This window comes from Desulfatibacillum aliphaticivorans DSM 15576 (assembly GCF_000429905.1).
GTDB classification, from domain to species: domain Bacteria; phylum Desulfobacterota; class Desulfobacteria; order Desulfobacterales; family Desulfatibacillaceae; genus Desulfatibacillum; species Desulfatibacillum aliphaticivorans.
In genome coordinates this window covers 214,793-231,508 of record NZ_AUCT01000002.1, presented here as the reverse complement: position 1 = coordinate 231,508, position 16,716 = coordinate 214,793, and the positions used below count along the sequence as shown (strand labels likewise).

Annotated in this window: 14 protein-coding genes; 9 read left to right on the top strand and 5 right to left on the bottom strand. The window is 54.0% G+C overall.

From position 1 onward, the window contains the following. Nucleotides 1–234 precede the first annotated feature (234 nt). From G491_RS0103245 to G491_RS0103200, 9 genes are all read left to right on the top strand, one after another. Complete coding sequence (locus tag G491_RS0103245; RefSeq protein WP_028313556.1) at nt 235–3,009, top strand: response regulator; 2,775 nt, start codon at nt 235–237, stop codon at nt 3,007–3,009. 149 nt (nt 3,010–3,158) lie between these two features. Continuing rightward, a complete protein-coding gene (locus G491_RS0103235) occupies nt 3,159–3,551 on the top strand; it encodes a roadblock/LC7 domain-containing protein (RefSeq protein WP_015947255.1) in 393 nt (130 codons plus the stop codon). Next, complete coding sequence (locus G491_RS33305) at nt 3,548–4,267, top strand: sensor histidine kinase (RefSeq protein WP_028313555.1); 720 nt, start codon at nt 3,548–3,550, stop codon at nt 4,265–4,267. Before G491_RS0103235 ends, G491_RS33305 begins: the two co-directional genes overlap by 4 nt. A gap of 14 nt (nt 4,268–4,281) precedes the next feature. After that, nucleotides 4,282–4,722, top strand: coding sequence for a roadblock/LC7 domain-containing protein (locus tag G491_RS0103225; protein ID WP_015947253.1), 441 nt, complete (start codon nt 4,282–4,284; stop codon nt 4,720–4,722). 97 nt (nt 4,723–4,819) lie between these two features. After that, on the top strand, nt 4,820–5,425 hold the full coding sequence (locus G491_RS0103220; protein WP_015947252.1) for a GTP-binding protein: 606 nt from the start codon (nt 4,820–4,822) through the stop codon (nt 5,423–5,425). A gap of 10 nt (nt 5,426–5,435) precedes the next feature. Next, nucleotides 5,436–6,206 carry a hypothetical protein gene (locus G491_RS0103215; RefSeq protein WP_028313554.1) on the top strand — a complete coding sequence of 257 codons (771 nt, stop codon included), beginning with the start codon at nt 5,436–5,438 and terminating at the stop codon, nt 6,204–6,206. 36 nt (nt 6,207–6,242) lie between these two features. Continuing rightward, nucleotides 6,243–6,431, top strand: a complete 189-nt coding sequence (locus G491_RS0103210) for a hypothetical protein (RefSeq protein WP_015947250.1) — start codon at nt 6,243–6,245, stop codon at nt 6,429–6,431. Nucleotides 6,432–6,516: 85 nt separating this feature from the next. Continuing rightward, nucleotides 6,517–9,219, top strand: a complete 2,703-nt coding sequence (locus G491_RS0103205) for an ATP-binding protein (RefSeq protein ID WP_028313553.1) — start codon at nt 6,517–6,519, stop codon at nt 9,217–9,219. A 74-nt stretch (nt 9,220–9,293) separates the two neighbouring features. After that, nucleotides 9,294–9,758: a pyridoxamine 5'-phosphate oxidase family protein gene (locus G491_RS0103200; protein ID WP_028313552.1), complete on the top strand. Its 465-nt coding sequence runs from the start codon at nt 9,294–9,296 to the stop codon at nt 9,756–9,758. A 13-nt stretch (nt 9,759–9,771) separates the two neighbouring features. On the opposite strand, the gene G491_RS0103195 is transcribed toward G491_RS0103200, so the two are convergent. The 5 genes from G491_RS0103195 to G491_RS0103175 form a co-directional block, all read right to left on the bottom strand. After that, the gene (locus G491_RS0103195) at nt 9,772–10,710 is read right to left on the bottom strand and encodes a hypothetical protein (RefSeq protein WP_028313551.1); all 939 of its coding nucleotides are present in this window, start codon (nt 10,708–10,710) and stop codon (nt 9,772–9,774) included. Nucleotides 10,711–10,977: 267 nt separating this feature from the next. Continuing rightward, nucleotides 10,978–12,276 carry a serine/threonine-protein kinase gene (locus G491_RS0103190; RefSeq protein WP_028313550.1) on the bottom strand — a complete coding sequence of 433 codons (1,299 nt, stop codon included), beginning with the start codon at nt 12,274–12,276 and terminating at the stop codon, nt 10,978–10,980. A 116-nt stretch (nt 12,277–12,392) separates the two neighbouring features. Then, nucleotides 12,393–13,103, bottom strand: coding sequence for an FHA domain-containing protein (locus tag G491_RS0103185; protein WP_015947245.1), 711 nt, complete (start codon nt 13,101–13,103; stop codon nt 12,393–12,395). 85 nt (nt 13,104–13,188) lie between these two features. Further along, nucleotides 13,189–14,004 (bottom strand): PP2C family protein-serine/threonine phosphatase, encoded by an 816-nt coding sequence (locus G491_RS0103180; protein WP_015947244.1) that lies wholly within the window; start codon nt 14,002–14,004, stop codon nt 13,189–13,191. A 128-nt stretch (nt 14,005–14,132) separates the two neighbouring features. Then, entirely contained in the window at nt 14,133–16,697 is a 2,565-nt protein-coding gene (locus G491_RS0103175; RefSeq protein ID WP_028313549.1) for a CHASE2 domain-containing serine/threonine-protein kinase, read from the bottom strand. Nucleotides 16,698–16,716: the final 19 nt, after the last annotated feature.

Here is a 16,716-nt window from a genome sequence, read left to right as displayed (position 1 = left end):
TTAAAAAAAATTAGCACATCTCTTCGGATTATGGCAAGGTGAACGTGAATATCGGCACAGTCCCCATCCTCGGCAGGCCGATTACCCGGGAAAAATCGAAATCAAAAATCGGCAAATATGTGAAATAGCGCACACATTGCTCCCTTTGACGCGTATATGGATTGCACTCTGACAGGGTGTGTGCTAATATTTTAGAGTTACTCGTTGACGAAATGGTACAGGAGCGGGGTGCAAATGAAAAACATCCTTTTGGTGGACGACGAAAACTCCCTGATTATGAGCATGGCTGACGGACTGGAGTCCCAGGGGGATCAGTTCAGAGTTTACACGGCCAATAACGGCAAGGAAGCCGTGGACACCCTGGAAACCAAGCCCGTGGACCTGGTTGTAACAGATCTTCGCATGCCGGAAATGGATGGTTTTGAACTTCTGGCCTATATTAACGACAATAGGCCGTCCACGCCCACCATTGTCATGAGCGCATTCGCCACGCCCCGCATCGAAGACAAGCTCAAGGAGCTGGGCGCGCTCCAGGTCCTATCCAAGCCTTTGGATTTCGAACGGCTGTCCGAAGCCATCAAGCAAGGCCTGGATCATGTGTTCCAGGGGGGCTCCCTGGCGGGAATTTCCGTAGGCAGCTTTCTGCAGTTGATGGAGGCGGAGCAAAAAACCTCGCTTTTGGAAGTGCTTTCGGAAGACAAGCAAAAAGGCTTTTTCTACCTGGACGAAGGCCAGCTTCACGATGCGGTCTGCGGAGATATGCAGGGGGAAGAGGCCGCCATAGAAATGCTCACATGGAAAGGGGCGCAGATCCGTTTCAGGTCCCTTCCTGAGAAAAAACTGAAGAAAAATATCCATCAAGGCCTCATGAGCCTGCTCATGGAAGCCTCCCACCTGGAAGACGAACGGGCCGGCGCTGAAGCAGGGCCTCCCTCCGAGTCTTTGGGCGAACCCGATGACCTCTCTTTGGAAAACGTGGGAGAGGACGGAGATGAAAGCGTTCTTGCGGACGACCTCTCGTTGGAAGAGGGATTGGGCGAGGGCGACGTGGTTTCCGGTGACTTAGGCGCGGACGATGTCGATTGGCTGGTGGAGGATCTTGCGCCTGACGAAGGCGACACCGTGGTGGAAAAGGTTCCTGGCGCCGACGAAGAAGGCTTGTTCGGCGCGGATGATGAAGACGATGTCGTCGTGCCGGACGATGAAGACCCGGAAGGCGAATCAACCCAACAAATGGTTGTGGATGGGTTTGGCATCGGCGGAAGCTCGGATGAGCCGGACGACGCCCTGGAAGATGACAGCGATCTTTTCGATATAAACGACGCCGCCATAGACGACGATGACGGAGACCTGTTCGCCGCGGACGGGGAAGACGATCTTTTTGTCGTGGATGACGAAGGTTCGGATGACGACCTGTTCGGCGACAGCGAGGAAGGGGGCTCGGGAGATCTTTTTTCCGTGGAGGAAGAGCCTATCAAGGAAGATTTCGTCTTTGACGGTGTGGAGGACCCGGGGCCGAAGGCCAGTGCGCTGGAAGAAGAAGGCCCGGGAGACCTGTTTACCGTTGAAGAAGAAGCAGTGACCGTCGAAGGCATGTTTGATGAGGATGATGAGCCCTCCGCCGATGGCGGCCTTTTTACCGTTGAAGACGCCTCGGAAGACGAGCCCTTGCCTCTGGACCTGGATGGTGACGATGTCGGTGATGGCGGCCTTTTTACGGTTGAGGACGCCTCTGAAGACGAGCCGCTGCCTCTGGACCTGGACGAGGAAGACGTCGGTGATGACGGCCTTTTTACCGTTGAGGACGCCTCTGAGGACGAGCCGCTGCCTCTGGACCTGGACGAGGAAGACGCCGGAGACGACGGCCTTTTTACCGTTGAGGACGCCTCAGAGGAAGAACCGTTGCCCATGGATCTGGGCGAAGAAGACGCCGGAGACGACGGCCAATTTACGGTCGAGGACGCCTCAGAGGAAGAACCGTTTTCCATGGAGTTGGACGAGGAAGACGCCGGAGACGACGGCCAATTTACGATCGAAGACGCCTCAGAGGAAGCACCCCTGTCCATGGATGAGGCCGAGGAAGGCCTCGACGACGATCTCATGGAATTGGAAGAGGCTCCGGCGGAAGACGGGGTCATGGCTTTGGATGCCGACGAAGACTCCGACGCAGACTTTGTTTTGGAAGACGCGGAAGGCTCTGACGACGGCCTCTTGGATGCTGACGACGGCCTGATGGATTTGGATGACTCTCTTTCTGAACCGACTCAGGAAGAAGAGGACCCCGATGAGCTTTTTGATTTGGACGACGAAGGCCTGGATGAGGCGGTCGACCTGGAAGGCGAAGGAAGTCCGGGCGGCGATGACGGGCTTTTTGATATAGACGACGAATTGCCGGACGGAGATTTTTCCGAGCTGGCAGCGGACGACGACTTGGATTTCGAAGGCCTGCCCGACTCGGGAGAGGAAGAGCTTGGCGACGACGGCCTGCCCGACCTGGACATGGAGCTTCCGGACGAAGTCCCTCCTCCGCCTCCTATTATGAGCGCCCCGGCGCCCAGGCCCATCCCGCCCATGGCGAATAAATCCGGAGCCTCTCAAGACGGGGGGCCGGCGCCCGCGCCTTCCGGCAAGCTCACGGAAGAGCAGATTGCCAAGCTCAATGAGGTATTGAAGGGCATGGCGGACGAAATCGAGGGGGTTCGCGTTTGCGCCGTATCAGGCATGGACGGCATCGGCTTGGTGGATTATAATCCCAAGGGAGTGGACGTGCAGGCCTTTGGCGGTAAATTCGCCGTGGTGATGCAACTGATAGGAAAATCCGCCCAGGATTTGAATATCGGGCAATTCCAGGAGAATCTGGTGCAAACGGAAAACGCTTGGGTATTGACCCGCTTTTTGAATCCTGAGTATTATTTGGTGATTGCCGTGGGCCGTGAGTCCACCTTGGGGAATGTGCGCATGGTGGCCGGAAAATATTCCAAGGAATTGGATGAAATTTTCCGTGCATAAGCCCCTAAGGAATAAAACCTTCTTGAATTTGTGTTTAAATGTGGTAAACATGCCTAAAGGGGCGGCACGGGCCTTGTTTTGCCTGAAAACGGAAACCCTTAACGCGGCCGGGAAACAGGCGCCCTTGCCCAGGATGACAGGAGTCAACATTGCCTAATCATTTAAAAGGCATCCTGGAGAATATGGCTGACGAGTTGCCGGGCTTTGTGGCTTCCGCCGTAGTATTGGCGGATGACGGCCTTTCCGTGGCCAAGTTGTCCAGGGATCCCTCAATCGATGCAGAAACCACGTCTGCGTACCTGGGGGTGATTGTCAAATCCAATTTGAAGGCCATCAAACTGCTGGCGGGAGATCAGGTGACGGATGATATCCTGATCACCACGGACCAGCATTATTTTTTAATAAGGCATATTGAAACCAAGCCCTGTTTTTTGTTCTTAATGGCCAAGCGCAATGAGTGGCTTGGCAGGGCCAGGCTGCTCATGAAAAAGTACGAGCAGGAAGTTATTGACGCTCTTGATAGAAAGGGCAAATACGCATGAGCCGCCCTGCGGAGCACATAGGGGCTTCGGACGACAATATAAAATCGATCGAATTGCTGGACCAGGCATACTCCGCGTTGCGGCATGAGCTTGCGAACTCGGTCAACTCGTTAAAGATTACACTCCAGGTGCTGGCGGCGCAATATAACAGCTTTGATGAAGCCAAGCGCTCGGAGTACCTGGATAGAGCGCTGGGCCAGGTGGCCAGGCAGCAGCACTTTATCGAAAAGCTGCGCAGCTATTCTGCCCCGGAGCCTGAAAACAGGCCGGTTCCTTTACTTGTATTTTGGAGCGACTATCTTATTCCTGTCAGCGAGAGGCTGGCCAGGCTTAACATAGGCTTCAGCCAGGATTGCAGCGCCGGCGCCTGCATGGTGTCGGCCGATAAGGACGCGCTGGCGCGGGTTCTCGACTGCCTGATTGACAACGCTGTTGACGCCTTGCAGGACGTGGACAGGCCCAAAATATCCTTGACTGCGCAAGCCAGGGAGGGCCGTTTGGTCATTTCCGTGGAGGACAACGGAAAGGGCGTCATGAACGAGCATCATAAGAAAATTTTGGTTCCATTGTTTTCCACAAAAGAAGGCGGGGACGGTTTGGGTCTTTCCACTTCATACCGCATTGTGGCGAAAATGGGAGGGGAACTGAGAGTCATAAGCGCTAGAGGCCAGGGCGCCACAGTGGAGGTCTGGTTAAACACTATGGATAGCTTTTAAAAGGACAAGGGTGAATGGAATACGGGTTTGGACAAAAGGAACTCGACAGGGTTGAGAGCATCCTGAAGGAAGAGCTCATCGACATCGGGGTGAATGTCACCTTGCTCATCGACATGGCCGGCAATATCATCGCACGTTGCGACGACGGGAATTGTCAGCACGATCTTTATTCGCTGGCTGCGCTGGCCGCGGGGAACTTCGGCGCTGTCAACGCGATGGCCCAGATTGTCGGCGAGGAGAATTTTACGCTTCTCTTCCATAAAGGAGAATCGGAAAGCATCCACTTTTCCAAAGTGGAGGACGACTTTCTGCTCATTACCATTTTCGGGAATGACGTCTCGCTCGGTTTCTTAAGGCTCCGGGTGGAAGAGGTGGCAAAGAAAATCAAGGATTCGTTGCTTTATAAAACGATGCTCCTTGCCAATCTGCTGGATTCGGAGTCGGACGCAGATTAGGGCCTAACCTGATCTGGTGGGATGCGCTCTCCGTCCATGACGGATTTCCGGCGGGCCATCGAGCACAGACGCAAACTGGCAATGAGAGGGATCAGCATTGGCATTCATCAATCTGAAAAAGAAGGAAGTACAGGTTAAGATCGTTTACTACGGTCCCGGCAGGGGCGGAAAAACGACCAACCTGGAGTATATCTTCAAGAAGTTCCAGGAACGGATCAAGTCCGACATGGTCAGCATCAAGACCCACGGCGACCGAACCCTGTATTTTGACTTCTTTCCGTTTGATATCGGCAAAATCAAGGGATACGACATTAAGGTCAATCTCTACACCGTGCCTGGCCAGGTGAAATACAACGCCACCCGTCGGCTGGTGCTGCAAGGCGTGGACGGCGTGGTGTTTGTGGCCGACTCCATGGCGTTGCGCAGAGAGCATAACTTTTTGTCCTTGAAAAACCTTCAGGAGAATCTGGCGGCCTACAACAAGAATATTTTTAAAATTCCGCTGGTGTTGCAGTACAATAAACGCGATTTGGCCAAGCAAGGCATCCAGCTCTTAACCATCGAACGGATGGAAAAAGACCTCAACAGTAAACTCAAGGTTCCCAGTTTCGGCGCTAGCGCCATGACCGGTGAGAATGTTGTGCCTACCCTGAAAAAGATCATATCCATCGCCGTGGCGTCCCTGCACAAGGAACTCAAATAGGAGAAGGCCATTGACCACCAAAGAGGAAGAATTGATTGCGGCTGAAGCAGATGCTCGTTTGGATGAGTTTTTCTCGGAAGATGAGTGGGAAGCCGAAGTTGAAGACGAAGCCTTGGATCCTGCGGAAGAACTCGGCATCAAAGAGTTAAAAGCCCTGATTCTCTCCCTGGACTGGGAGATTACAGACGAGATCATGGCCAAGCTCAAGGGCGAGGTGGACCGGCTGAAATCCAGGTGGGCAGACGACCCCGTAGTTAAGACCTTTCTCTCCTTGTTGGATAATCTGGGAAAATACATTTCAAAGCGCAAGGCGGAAGCCCACCCGGACTCGGTCGGCCTTTTGCAAAACGCTTATAAAAACTTGGAGAAAGTCCTCAGCATGACAGGCATGGACCAGGAGTCCAGAAAACAGATCGTCATGGAGGACGTGGCCAAGTTTAAAAAACTCCGGGAGGATATTGCCGCCTCCAAAACGCCCAAAGAGACCGGAGCGCCGCCTTCGGACTTTGATTTCGCCGAAGAATCTTCCGCCCAGACTGACGCCGGAGAAGGCGAGGACTCCACCGCCGAGTCCATGGTCTCCGTAGAGTCGTCCGGACGGGAAGTCGCGGGCGGCGCAGCCGTGCCGGGCATGGGCACAGCTTCCATTTCCATGGATACGGGCGCTTTGGAAGTGGTTATGGAAAAGGTGGTCATTGCCATCGCTGAATTGACCGAGACCATTCGAACGGAATCGGAAGCCTTAAGAAAGGAAATTCAGGATTTAAAAAACCGGGACTAGCCCGGGTCAAGTTTTATCAAGGAGTTGCAGCATCCCATGGAAACCACCATTATTTTTTGTGAAGAATGCGGACATAAAAACGTCGTCCCCCTGGAGGCCTTGGAGGACAAGTCCAAACCTATTAAATGCGAAGGCTGCCTGGACATCCTTAGGATCGTGAAAAGGGATGAGAGAAATCCGGAAGTCAAGGTGAAAAAGGACGACAAGGACGACACGCTGTTTTAAAGCCCCATTTGAAATTCCGTAAATATTCCGGGCGGTAAACCCTCCTATTTTTCTTGTCATGCGGCCGCGGGTATGAGGCTTAATAATGTCAGAAAACCAGCGGGATTCTAAATCCCAGCAGCTTGGAATAATTAGTCAGTTCCTGCGGTTGGTTAATTCCAGCAGAGGGGACCATGCGGTTTTCTCTACCATGGTTGAGGGCTCGGTGGAATTGCTTGAAGCCGAGGCCGGAACCATCGCCCTCATAGATCAGGAAGATCCCACACAACTCGCTTTTTATTTTACTGCAGGAAAAGCCGCCGAAATACTGCGTGGGCAGCGCTTTCCCTCCGGCCAGGGGATTATTGGCTGGGTTGTGGAGAATGATCTGCCGCTGGTCGTCAACGACGTAAAAAACGATCCCCGGTTTTCCGGCGCCGCCGACAAACTCACGGGGTTTAACACCCATTCCGCAGCCTGCGCCCCCATCAAAAGCCGCGGCCGCGTTATTGGCGCCATTGAAATCCTCAATAAAAAAAAAGGACTCTTTTCCGATACAGACAGGAACTTGTTATGCATCCTGGTGGACGTCGCCGCCCTGGGTTTTGAAAAGGCCCGTCCAATTCCCGCCCAAAAAATTCACAGCGCCCTTGAGGCCCATTCCGCCAACGAAAAAAAGGACTCCAATCCGGAGCTTGAGGCTTTTCAATCCTATCACGAGGCCGTACTTAAGAAGGTGGGGGAAGGCGTCATGGTGCTGGATGCGGAAGCGCAGGCGGTCTATGTGAACCGGACCTTTTTATCCTTTTTGCGAAAGAACAGAAAGGACGTGCTGGGAAAGAAATGCTATGAGATTTTCTTCCATAAGCCGGAAGCCTGTGAAGGGTGCATTAAAAACGAGATTATAGCTTCGGAGGTGAAGGACGAGCCCGCTAAAAGGGCGTGCAAAAACCTCTCGGCGGGCGGCCGCATCATGTCCGTTCACGCCGATGCTCTGAGCAAAAATTCCGGAGAAAATCATGGCCTGATGCTCACCGCCAGGGACACCACCCTTTTGGACCGGCAGATGGGCCTTTTAAAGGCGGCGAACATTGTGTCCGGTCTGTGCTTTTCCGGCAAGTCCGCCTCCGGACAGGCCGATCTGATCCTGGCTGAACTGGGGCAGGCGGCCGGGGCCTCCCGCTGTTACTGGTTTTCCAATATAGCGGTGGAGAATAACAAGGTTTACGCCAGGCAGGTCGCCGAATGGTGCTCCTCGGGCTTTCCTTCCCAGGAGAAGGATTCCAAGCTGGCCCGTGTGAAGTATCCCAAGCGCTGGCGGAAGAAGTTCGCCAAAGGATGGTTTGTTTCCGAGACCGAATCCAGCTCCCCTGACGACGCCATATTCCGGTTTAAAAGCGAGGATGTGCAGGCTATTCTGCTTATTCCGCTTTTTGTGGGCGGTAAATTTCAGGGCGTTATCGGCTTTGATAACTGCAAGTCCATGACGCCGTGGCGCGCTGCGGAAGCCAGCATCCTGAAATTCGCCGTGGACTCCTTCTCCCGCGGTTTGGAGCGGGAAAAGGAAACCCAGGAATGCCACGAGGCCTTAGGCCGGACTGCGGACGCCATCCTCGTGGAGCGCACTTCCCTGGAATCGTCGGCCGCCCAGAAATCCAATCCTCCTGAAGAAGAAGTGGATGTTGACACCTGCCAATACGTTTTTCGCGACAGGGTCGCCCTTTCCCAGCGAATGGAGGTCATGGGGGAGATCGTTTCCGGCGTGACGCACAACTTCCGCAACGTGCTTTCAGGCATTACGGCCAACGTGCAATTAATGCAGATGAAGTACGGCGGCCTGGACGGCCTGGACCGCCAGACGGACGCCTTGCTGGATTTGGCCTCCATGGGATCGGATCTTATCCGCAGCATCCTGCAATACTCCCGGCCTGACACCAATGGCGACAAGACCGTTTTTGACGTCACCCAATTGCTGCGGGAGATTTATCAGGTCGTCTCCAAGGTTTTCGACAAGCGCATCGTTACGCATCGCAGCCTGCCCGACCCGCTGGCTGTTTATGGAAACCGCTCCGAACTGGGGCAGGTTTTCATGAACCTGTGCACCAACGCCAGGGATGCCATGCCGAAAGGCGGTCAGCTTGACATTCAGGCCGTCAGCGCACCGGACGGAGTGGAAATTACCATTTCAGATACGGGGCACGGCATGGACGCTGAAATGACCCGGGAAATTTTCAAGCCGTTTTTCACAACCAAGGAGCCAGGCAAGGGAACCGGTCTTGGCTTATCCACTTCGTACGCCATTGTTAAAGACCACGGCGGCAAAATCCACGTCAATTCCAAGGTGGGCGTGGGAACGGCTTTTACGGTTCTGCTGCCCCATACCTCGCAGATTCCCGAGGCGGCGCCGAAGGCTTGTCTTGAGACCATCACCGGCCAGGCGGAAAAGATCCTTGTGATTGACGACGACAAAACATTTCTGGAGCCCCTGGCTGATTTGCTGACAGCCACGGGATACACTCCGCGAGCGGTCAGCTCGGCCGTGAAGGGGTTGCAGGAGTACTCCGGATGGAAGCCGGATGTCGTCCTATTGGATAGAAACATGCCCGATGCAAGCGGATGCGAGATGGTGGAGCATATACTCAAGATTAATCCTGAAGCCAGAATCATCATGATGTCCGGTTTTGACGACGCCGGCCCCGAGGCCCTGGAGGACGGAGTTCGCCAAAAAATTTCCGGCTACCTGTCCAAGCCTATAGAAATCTCCGAGCTGACCCAGGCTATCAAAAAGGCCCTGGACGCCGGCTGTTAGCAGAAATATTTAAACAAAACAATGTTGATTTTGGGGCGGCGTGCGCCGCCTTATGTATTTATGGAGGGAGAAGCATGCGGCGTAAAGATAAAGAGATTGTTGATATAAAGGACATCGAGAGCGTCATTGCCAAGGCGCAGGTTTGCAGGCTGGCCTTGTCCGACCAGGGTCAGCCTTATGTGATTCCCATGAACTTTGGGTACTCCTCGGGAGTTTTTTATTTTCACAGTGCGCATCAGGGCAGGAAAATCGAAATACTGAGGAAAAATCCCCTGGCGTGCGTGGAACTGGACATCGGGGTTGAGCCCGTTCCCGGCGACGGTCCCTGCGAATGGGGCATGCGTTTTCAAAGCGTGGCGGCCATGGGCGAAGCCGTGTTTATCGAGGACCTGGAAGAAAAAAAGAAGGCCCTGGACCTGATCATGGCCCGTTACACGGAAAGCTGGCCGCCTTTTTCCGAGGCTTCGCTGAAAAACACGACGGTCTTCGCCGTGAATACGCGTGAAATGACCGGCAAGCAGTCCGGCCAGCCGGGTTGATGTTTCCCCTGGCCTATAGTTTGGGAAAGGCCTTTAAAAACACCCTGATGCCCTTGTTCAGCATGAAGTTGTTCAGGGCTCTTTCGTCTATGGCTTCCACCTTGGGCAACAGACGGTGCAGGGAGTCCAGGACATACTTGCCGCCGTCCGTCAATGTGGGCAGATCCTTGGCCACCGCCTCCATTTGATCCGCAAGGGCCGTTACCATGCGGCCTGCATTTTTTAAAAGTCCCTTCATTTCCTCCGGCTCGTCCAGCAGATCGTCCGCCTTTCCGATGACTGAAGCGATGGCCTTGCTTTCACCCGCCACTGCGCCGGTTATGACGTTCAAGTTGTCTATAAAAGGAGCGCTCATGATGGCTTTCAGACCGTCCGTATCGTCCAGCAGGTCATCGGCTTTCACGATGATGGATTCGATCCTTTGGCTGTTGGAGGCTACGGTGCGGGCTATGGTGGAAAGGTCGTCAAACAGGCTGCTTTGGGTAAGCGCCTTGATGCCCTCCGTATCTTCCAGGATATCGTCCGCTTTGGTTAACAGGGATCTGATTTTATCCCTATTCTGAACCGCCATATCGGTAATGCCGACCAGGTTTTCCAGCAGCGGCTCCACGGAGGAAGCCAGCGCCGCAATGGATTTCTCGCCTTTGCTGATGATGCTGTCCAGTTCATCCCTGTTGTCTGTAACAAGGCGCTCCCCTTCCTCCGCCATGGACGTTCCCCTTTCCAGCAGCGCGACCACATTGTCCTTGTTATCCGCGACAGCTTTCAGCAGGGCGCTAAGATCCTCCACAACCCCAACTTCCACCAGGTTTTTCAGGGAAGCCTGCAACTTGTCCACCACTTTGGCCATGCTCAATCCTCGGGCTATAGTGGAGGCCTTGGACGGCTTGGGCGTTTTTTCGCCTTTGGGAGTTTTGGACGCCCTGGGAACTTTTCTTTTTTTGTCTTCCATGAGGACCTCATCAATGCGAAGTAGTTGATATGCGCTTCAACTCCGGCGCCGCAGGCGGACGCAGAGTGTGCAAGACGATAAAAAGAGTTGGTCGGCGAAATGCGCGAGTGTTATCCCAAGCGCCGCCTAGGATGGAGCAATGTGAAGCAACGTGTTGCAATACCGCCTGAAACGACGGCGTTTGTATATTCTACGCCACCCCCGGCGCAGCGAAAGTTTTCATGCTGGCGGCTTTTAACAAGGCCGTTCAGGCCGCCTTCCTCTGCTCTATACAACCGACTCAAGACATGCTTTGGGATCAAAGCTGCTCCGGGACAAACGGTTGACCAGGGTCAGTGCGAATTGCTTGAAGAAAAGCAGCTGAATCTTGGCCGGCGCTCTGTCCAGAAGGGCTCCGTTGATTTTCATCAGGATGCAGTCGCCTTCCGAAATAACAGAGGCGCTCCGGGGCCTTCCTCCAATATAAGCCATTTCGCCGAAGCACTCCCCAATCCCAATGGTTGCAACTTTATTCCCCCTGCGGATCACCTTGGTGGCCCCGGAAAGAACAATGTAAAAGCTGTCGTCAATCTCGCCTTCCTCCACAATGCATTCGCCGTCTTTCACCTGAACCATTTCACTGGCCCGCATAAGTTCGCGTACATGAATCTTGGAAAATTCGGCGAAAAACGAAACGCTTTGCACATACTCAACGACGTCATTGTTCTTGGCCAATTTCGCCGGGGCGCTTAGGCCGCGAAGGGCGACTTTAAGCTCAAAGGCGAACTCTTCGCAGGAGGAGTAGCGGTACAGCTTGTCCTTGGCCATGGCCTTGCCGACGATTTTTTCCAAAATAGGCGGCAAATCGGGATTCAGGGCGCGAATCCCTACCGGCTCTTCATTGATCACCTTGTACATGATGGAAAAAAAGCTGTCCCCATCAAAGGCCTTTTGCCCCGTGAGCAGTTCATAAAGAACGCAGCCAAGTGCGTAAATATCGCTTTGAGGGCAGCACGTTTCGTCCCTTAATTGTTCCGGAGACATGTAACTGGGCGTTCCCGCCTGCTCCAAAGGGGCGGTTTCCTCCGTGACCACGGCGATGCCGAAGTCGCTGATTTTGGGGGTCTTTGTATCTTCCATGATGATGTTGGAAGGTTTAAGATCCCGATGCACGATCCCTTTTTCATGGGCGTACCCTATGGCGCGCACGACTTTGTATATGCACTCGACCGCGTTGGCCAGGGGCATCAGCCCGCCCGGCTTGCAAAATTCCGAAAGCTGGGGGCCGTCAACATACTCCATGGCTATGTAGCAATAGTCCCTGGCAAGGCCGGCGTCATATACAGCCACTATGTTAGGGTGAGTCATCCTGCCGGTGGATTGGACTTCCTTGAAAAACTTGTCGCTTACTCCGGAGGAAGCCAGGGGCGCAAGTTTGAGAGCCACCAGCCTTTTAATGTAGGGATCTCTTCCCAAAAAAACCAAGCTGGCGCCGCCTTGGCCCAGTTTGCGCACAATCTCATAACGTCCGACTTTGGAAAGGTCGGACAAGGCCAGAAGCCGTTCTTCCATGCTGTTGGTAGACATAAATAGATCCAGTGCTTTGCAAGAAGCCCAACCAAAAGCGCCCGAGTCGCCCGCATAAAGCAGGGGCGTTTCGGGCGCAGATTATCAAAAAATATTTGGGTTCAAAAACCGGCTTTTTATTTTTTGCTCTTTCCGGCCAGAAACTGCATCTTGGCGGAGCCCACTTCTATGGTGTCAAAATCGTTAAGTTTTATAGTATCTTTGACAACTTCACCGTTGACTTTGGGCTTAACCCGGCCGCCGACGAATGCAATAAAATAGCCGTTGGGACGCTGGCTGATCGTAGCCGCCGTCTGCCCCATGAGCAGCCCGCCCACCACGATGTCATTGGTCGCAGCCTTGCCGATTTTAAACAATTTTTTGCTTAAAGGAATTTCTCCTTCTCCGCCGGACAAATACGAAAGCATGGCCATGGCCGGGGCTGCCGCCGACTCGGCCGGAGCGCTTTTGGCAACCATCTGCCTGTGATCGCTGGTGTCCATGACCATGGTTTTATCCATATCGCCGCCGGCGCCTTCGGGAACCTTGGCGGCGCCTTCCTGGTCAGTGAATAACAGGGTGTGCTTTCCAACGGTCACAACATCCCCGTGCTTAAGCCAATGCGAGGTAATCATCTGAGCATTGACAAAGGTATGGTTTTTACTTTGCAGGTCGGTCAGCAGGTATCCGTCGCCTACAGAGTCCAGTTTGGCGTGATGCCCGCTGACAGCAAGGTTTTCCACCACCACATTGTTGTCGCTTAATCTGCCGATGGTGAGGCTTTGCCCTGTTTTGACGGGATATTCGGCGATGATATTGTCCTTGAACTTCAACGTCAAAGTCGGCATTTTTCTGTACCCTCTTTATTATTGTTTATCTATGGGGGCTGGCTAACCCCTTTCAGGCAAAGCCTGATACATAATTTCCGTTTAGCTATCGCCTGAATAACTTGGTCACCATGGATAAAATGCCGTTGCCATGCTTGACCTTTTTGATTTTCAGGACGATGACCGTAATATTGTCTTCTCCGCCCCGGTCGTTTGCCATATTCACCAGGAAAGAGCATGCTGCGTCTGCTTTATGAGTCGTGACTACTTCCAGGATTTCCCGGTCGTTGACCTTGTTGGTAAGACCGTCCGAACCGATTACCAGAATGTCTCCGCCGAAGCACTGGATTTCCGAAACAGAGGGCTCCACGTCTGCGTGAACGCCCATGGCCCGGGTGAGCATGTGCTCAAACTTGCCGTCAAGCTGATCGGCGGCTTCAGGGTCTATGGCTCTTTGTTCGTCCATGACCGTATGGGGCACGGAGATGGTTTCAATTTGACCGTCGTGAACAAGATATATGGGGCTGTCCCCGACATTGACGGCTACAAAGGTGTCCTGGGTCAGGTAGATTCCGCTGACCGTGGACCCCATGCCGCGGTATTCCTTCTTTTGGGTGGAGACTTCGTAAACAACCTGGTTGGCCAGGAAGACCGAAGACAAAAGACGGTTGGCCTCCATGGAGTAGGCGGGTTCATGAATCGCCATATCCTCCCGGTCGTTTCCGGCGTTAGCGGCTCTACGAACATAGTCGGCCATGGTGTCTACAACCATTCGGCTGGCCACTTCCCCGGCAAGGTGTCCCCCCATTCCGTCGGCAACAACGTACAGGCCTAACGCATCGTCCAGAAAAAGGCTGTCTTCATTGCCTTTTCGCTTCTGGCCCACGTCAGTTTGGCCGGCTGACTCCACTACCAAGCTCATATATTAATTACCGCCTTCCTGGGCTGCGCCTTTTGCGTCTGATATCCCAACAATATGGATAATGTACTATACGCGATTTTCCCTGTTTATTCAACAAGACTCAGGAAAAAAACACAAAAATCGGGCGTCTACGCCCCTCCTTCCTTCTTTTGGGCCGCCATGGCGTCTATTCTCTGCCCAAGTTGACGAAGGTGGGACGCCATCTGTCCGGCTTTTTGATAGCGCTTTTCCCGGTCCTTTTCCAAGGCCTTGTTAATGATCGCCGCCAAGGGTTTGGGAATCTTGGGATTGAACTGCCTGGGGTCGGGATGGGCTACATTCATGATCTGATGCATCAACGCCGCTACGGAATCGCCGTGAAAGGGCAGTTTACCCGTGAGCAGTTGATAGGTCATAACGCCCACGGAAAAGATGTCGGACCTGCCGTCCACCTTTTGCCCTGCGATTTGCTCGGGACTCATATAATACGGCGTGCCCTTGACAACGCCCGTCTGGGTCTGGGACGTGGCTGTGATGCGGGCAATGCCGAAGTCCGTAATTTTGCAGACGCCGGTCTTTAAAAGCATGATGTTCGCGGGCTTGATGTCCCGATGGACGATGCCCTTGGAATGGGCGTAGTCCAAAGCGTCGCAAATATCAGCCATGTGGCCGATGACCTTGCGCATGGGCAGGAGCTTGTCCGGCTTGATGTGGTCTTCCAGGTCCCCGCCTTCCAAAAACTCCATGGCGATGTACGCCAGATCCTGCTCCTCGCCCGCATCGTATATGGTCACGATGTTGGGGTGGGACAAGGTGCCTGCGCTTTCCGCCTCCCGGAAGAACTTTTCCTTCATCTTTGCGGCTTCCTCTTCCTGGAAGTCGTCAGAGAAGCGGACGGTCTTGATAGCCGTGGTGCGGTTGATCCGGGGGTCCTTGCCCAGGTACACGATGCCCATGGCGCCCTTGCCGAGCATCTTGCTGACTTCGTAACGGCCCAAAGTGGGTTTGGTGTCCGAGCCTTCGGAGATCAGGGTGTCGCTTACGCCGCCTCCGCCCAGGACGCCGGGGCCGAAAACCATGGTTTCGCTGGCCTGCATGAGCTTTGTCTTGCGCGTGGCTACGTCTTTAAACTTCTGGTCATGCTCTTCAATGTATTCATACACGCTGGCGGCCTTGTTGAACTGCCTTTTACGCTCAAAGTCCAGGGCCAGGTTGTACAAAAGGTCTTTGACTTCATCGTCTACGGGAACCCGGCGGAATTTGTCAAAGGCCATGTCCAGCATGCCCTGGTTCTGGAAGGAAAGACCCAGCATGCGGTTGGTTTCGGCGGACTCGCCCTTGGCCTTTTCCATGCCGGTTTCGCTGACAAAGTACTGGATGGTCACCGCGCCGATATAGCTGAGAATCAGCTGGATGACGGCGTACATGACCGGCATCCACACGCCGCTGGCCGTCATCATGTAAAAGCTGCCGCCGGCAAGGCCGAAAAGAAGCACGATAAAGATGAGCGCGGCGAACAAGGCTTTGATCCTGGGCAGCACCAGGGCGCTGAGCAAACCGATGATCAGGATGAACGCCAACTGGGCTGTGCCGGTCCATGGCGGCTGTTGAATAAAGTCATTATTCAGCATGGTCCAGATGGAGTTGGCGGAAAATTCGCCGGGAGTCATATCGCCGGTTGGGGTGGACAAAAGGTCCGTAATGCCGGGGGCCGTGATGGTCAGGATGACCAGTTTGTTTTTAAACACGGCGGGTTTGACCGAGCCGTTGGCAACCTCAAAAAATGAGTAGGACTGGAACGCTCCCGGGGGGCCCTTGTAGCTGACCATGATGGAGCCGTCGGCCAGGGTGGGTATCTCGCGTCCTTTGATGCTGAGGCCGTACCCCAAAGCCGCCGTGGCCTCGTCCTGGCCTGCGCCAAGGTAATGCCAAAGCAGGCTGACCGTATAGGAGGGGATGGGCAGCACTTCGTTCACGCCGCCGCCGTTAAAGTATAGGACTTCCCGCCGAACCACTCCGTCCGGGTCCGGGCTGACGTTGATATGGCCGATGCCGATGCAGGCGTAAAGAAATTGGTCTACGGGAAGAATGATTTCCGAAGCGGGGTAAGGGACCAGGGTTCCGTCGGGAATTTCCAGGGACATGGCCAGAGGATACAGCGCCTCATTAGGTTCATCAGGAGGCGGAACCGCGTCGGACATGGAATAGTAGACGGGCAGCACCACATTCCCGGCCATCTCCATGGCTGAAGCCAAAGCGCCGTCAAAATCCAGAGCCTGTTGGGCCTCGTTCATGGACTGCATAAAAACGCCGGCCCTTTCCTTAAGCTCGGGGTCTTGCACGTCCCCGAAGGCCGTGGAGAACATTTCTTTGAGAGTTTCCAATATTTCAACGCTGTCCGTAGTCTGGGCTTCGGACAAAATAACATTCAGGCCGATAACCTTGGGCTGGCCCTGGCCGATAATGTCAATGCCCTCGGCCAGGATCGTCCGGGGCCAGGGCCACCGGCCAAGCCGCTTGATGGACTCTTCATCCACTTCAACCAGGACCACGTCGCTGGGCGCTTCAAAATCGCCGCGAATATTCATGGCAATGTCGTACAATTTATTGTCCAGAGCGTCTAAAAACTCCACGCGTACAGCGTTAAGAACAAAAAATAACAGCATGATGAAAAGACCGAGAAAAACAGCGGGGTGCTTTCTAAGGACGCCCATTAGTATAATTCCTCCGGAT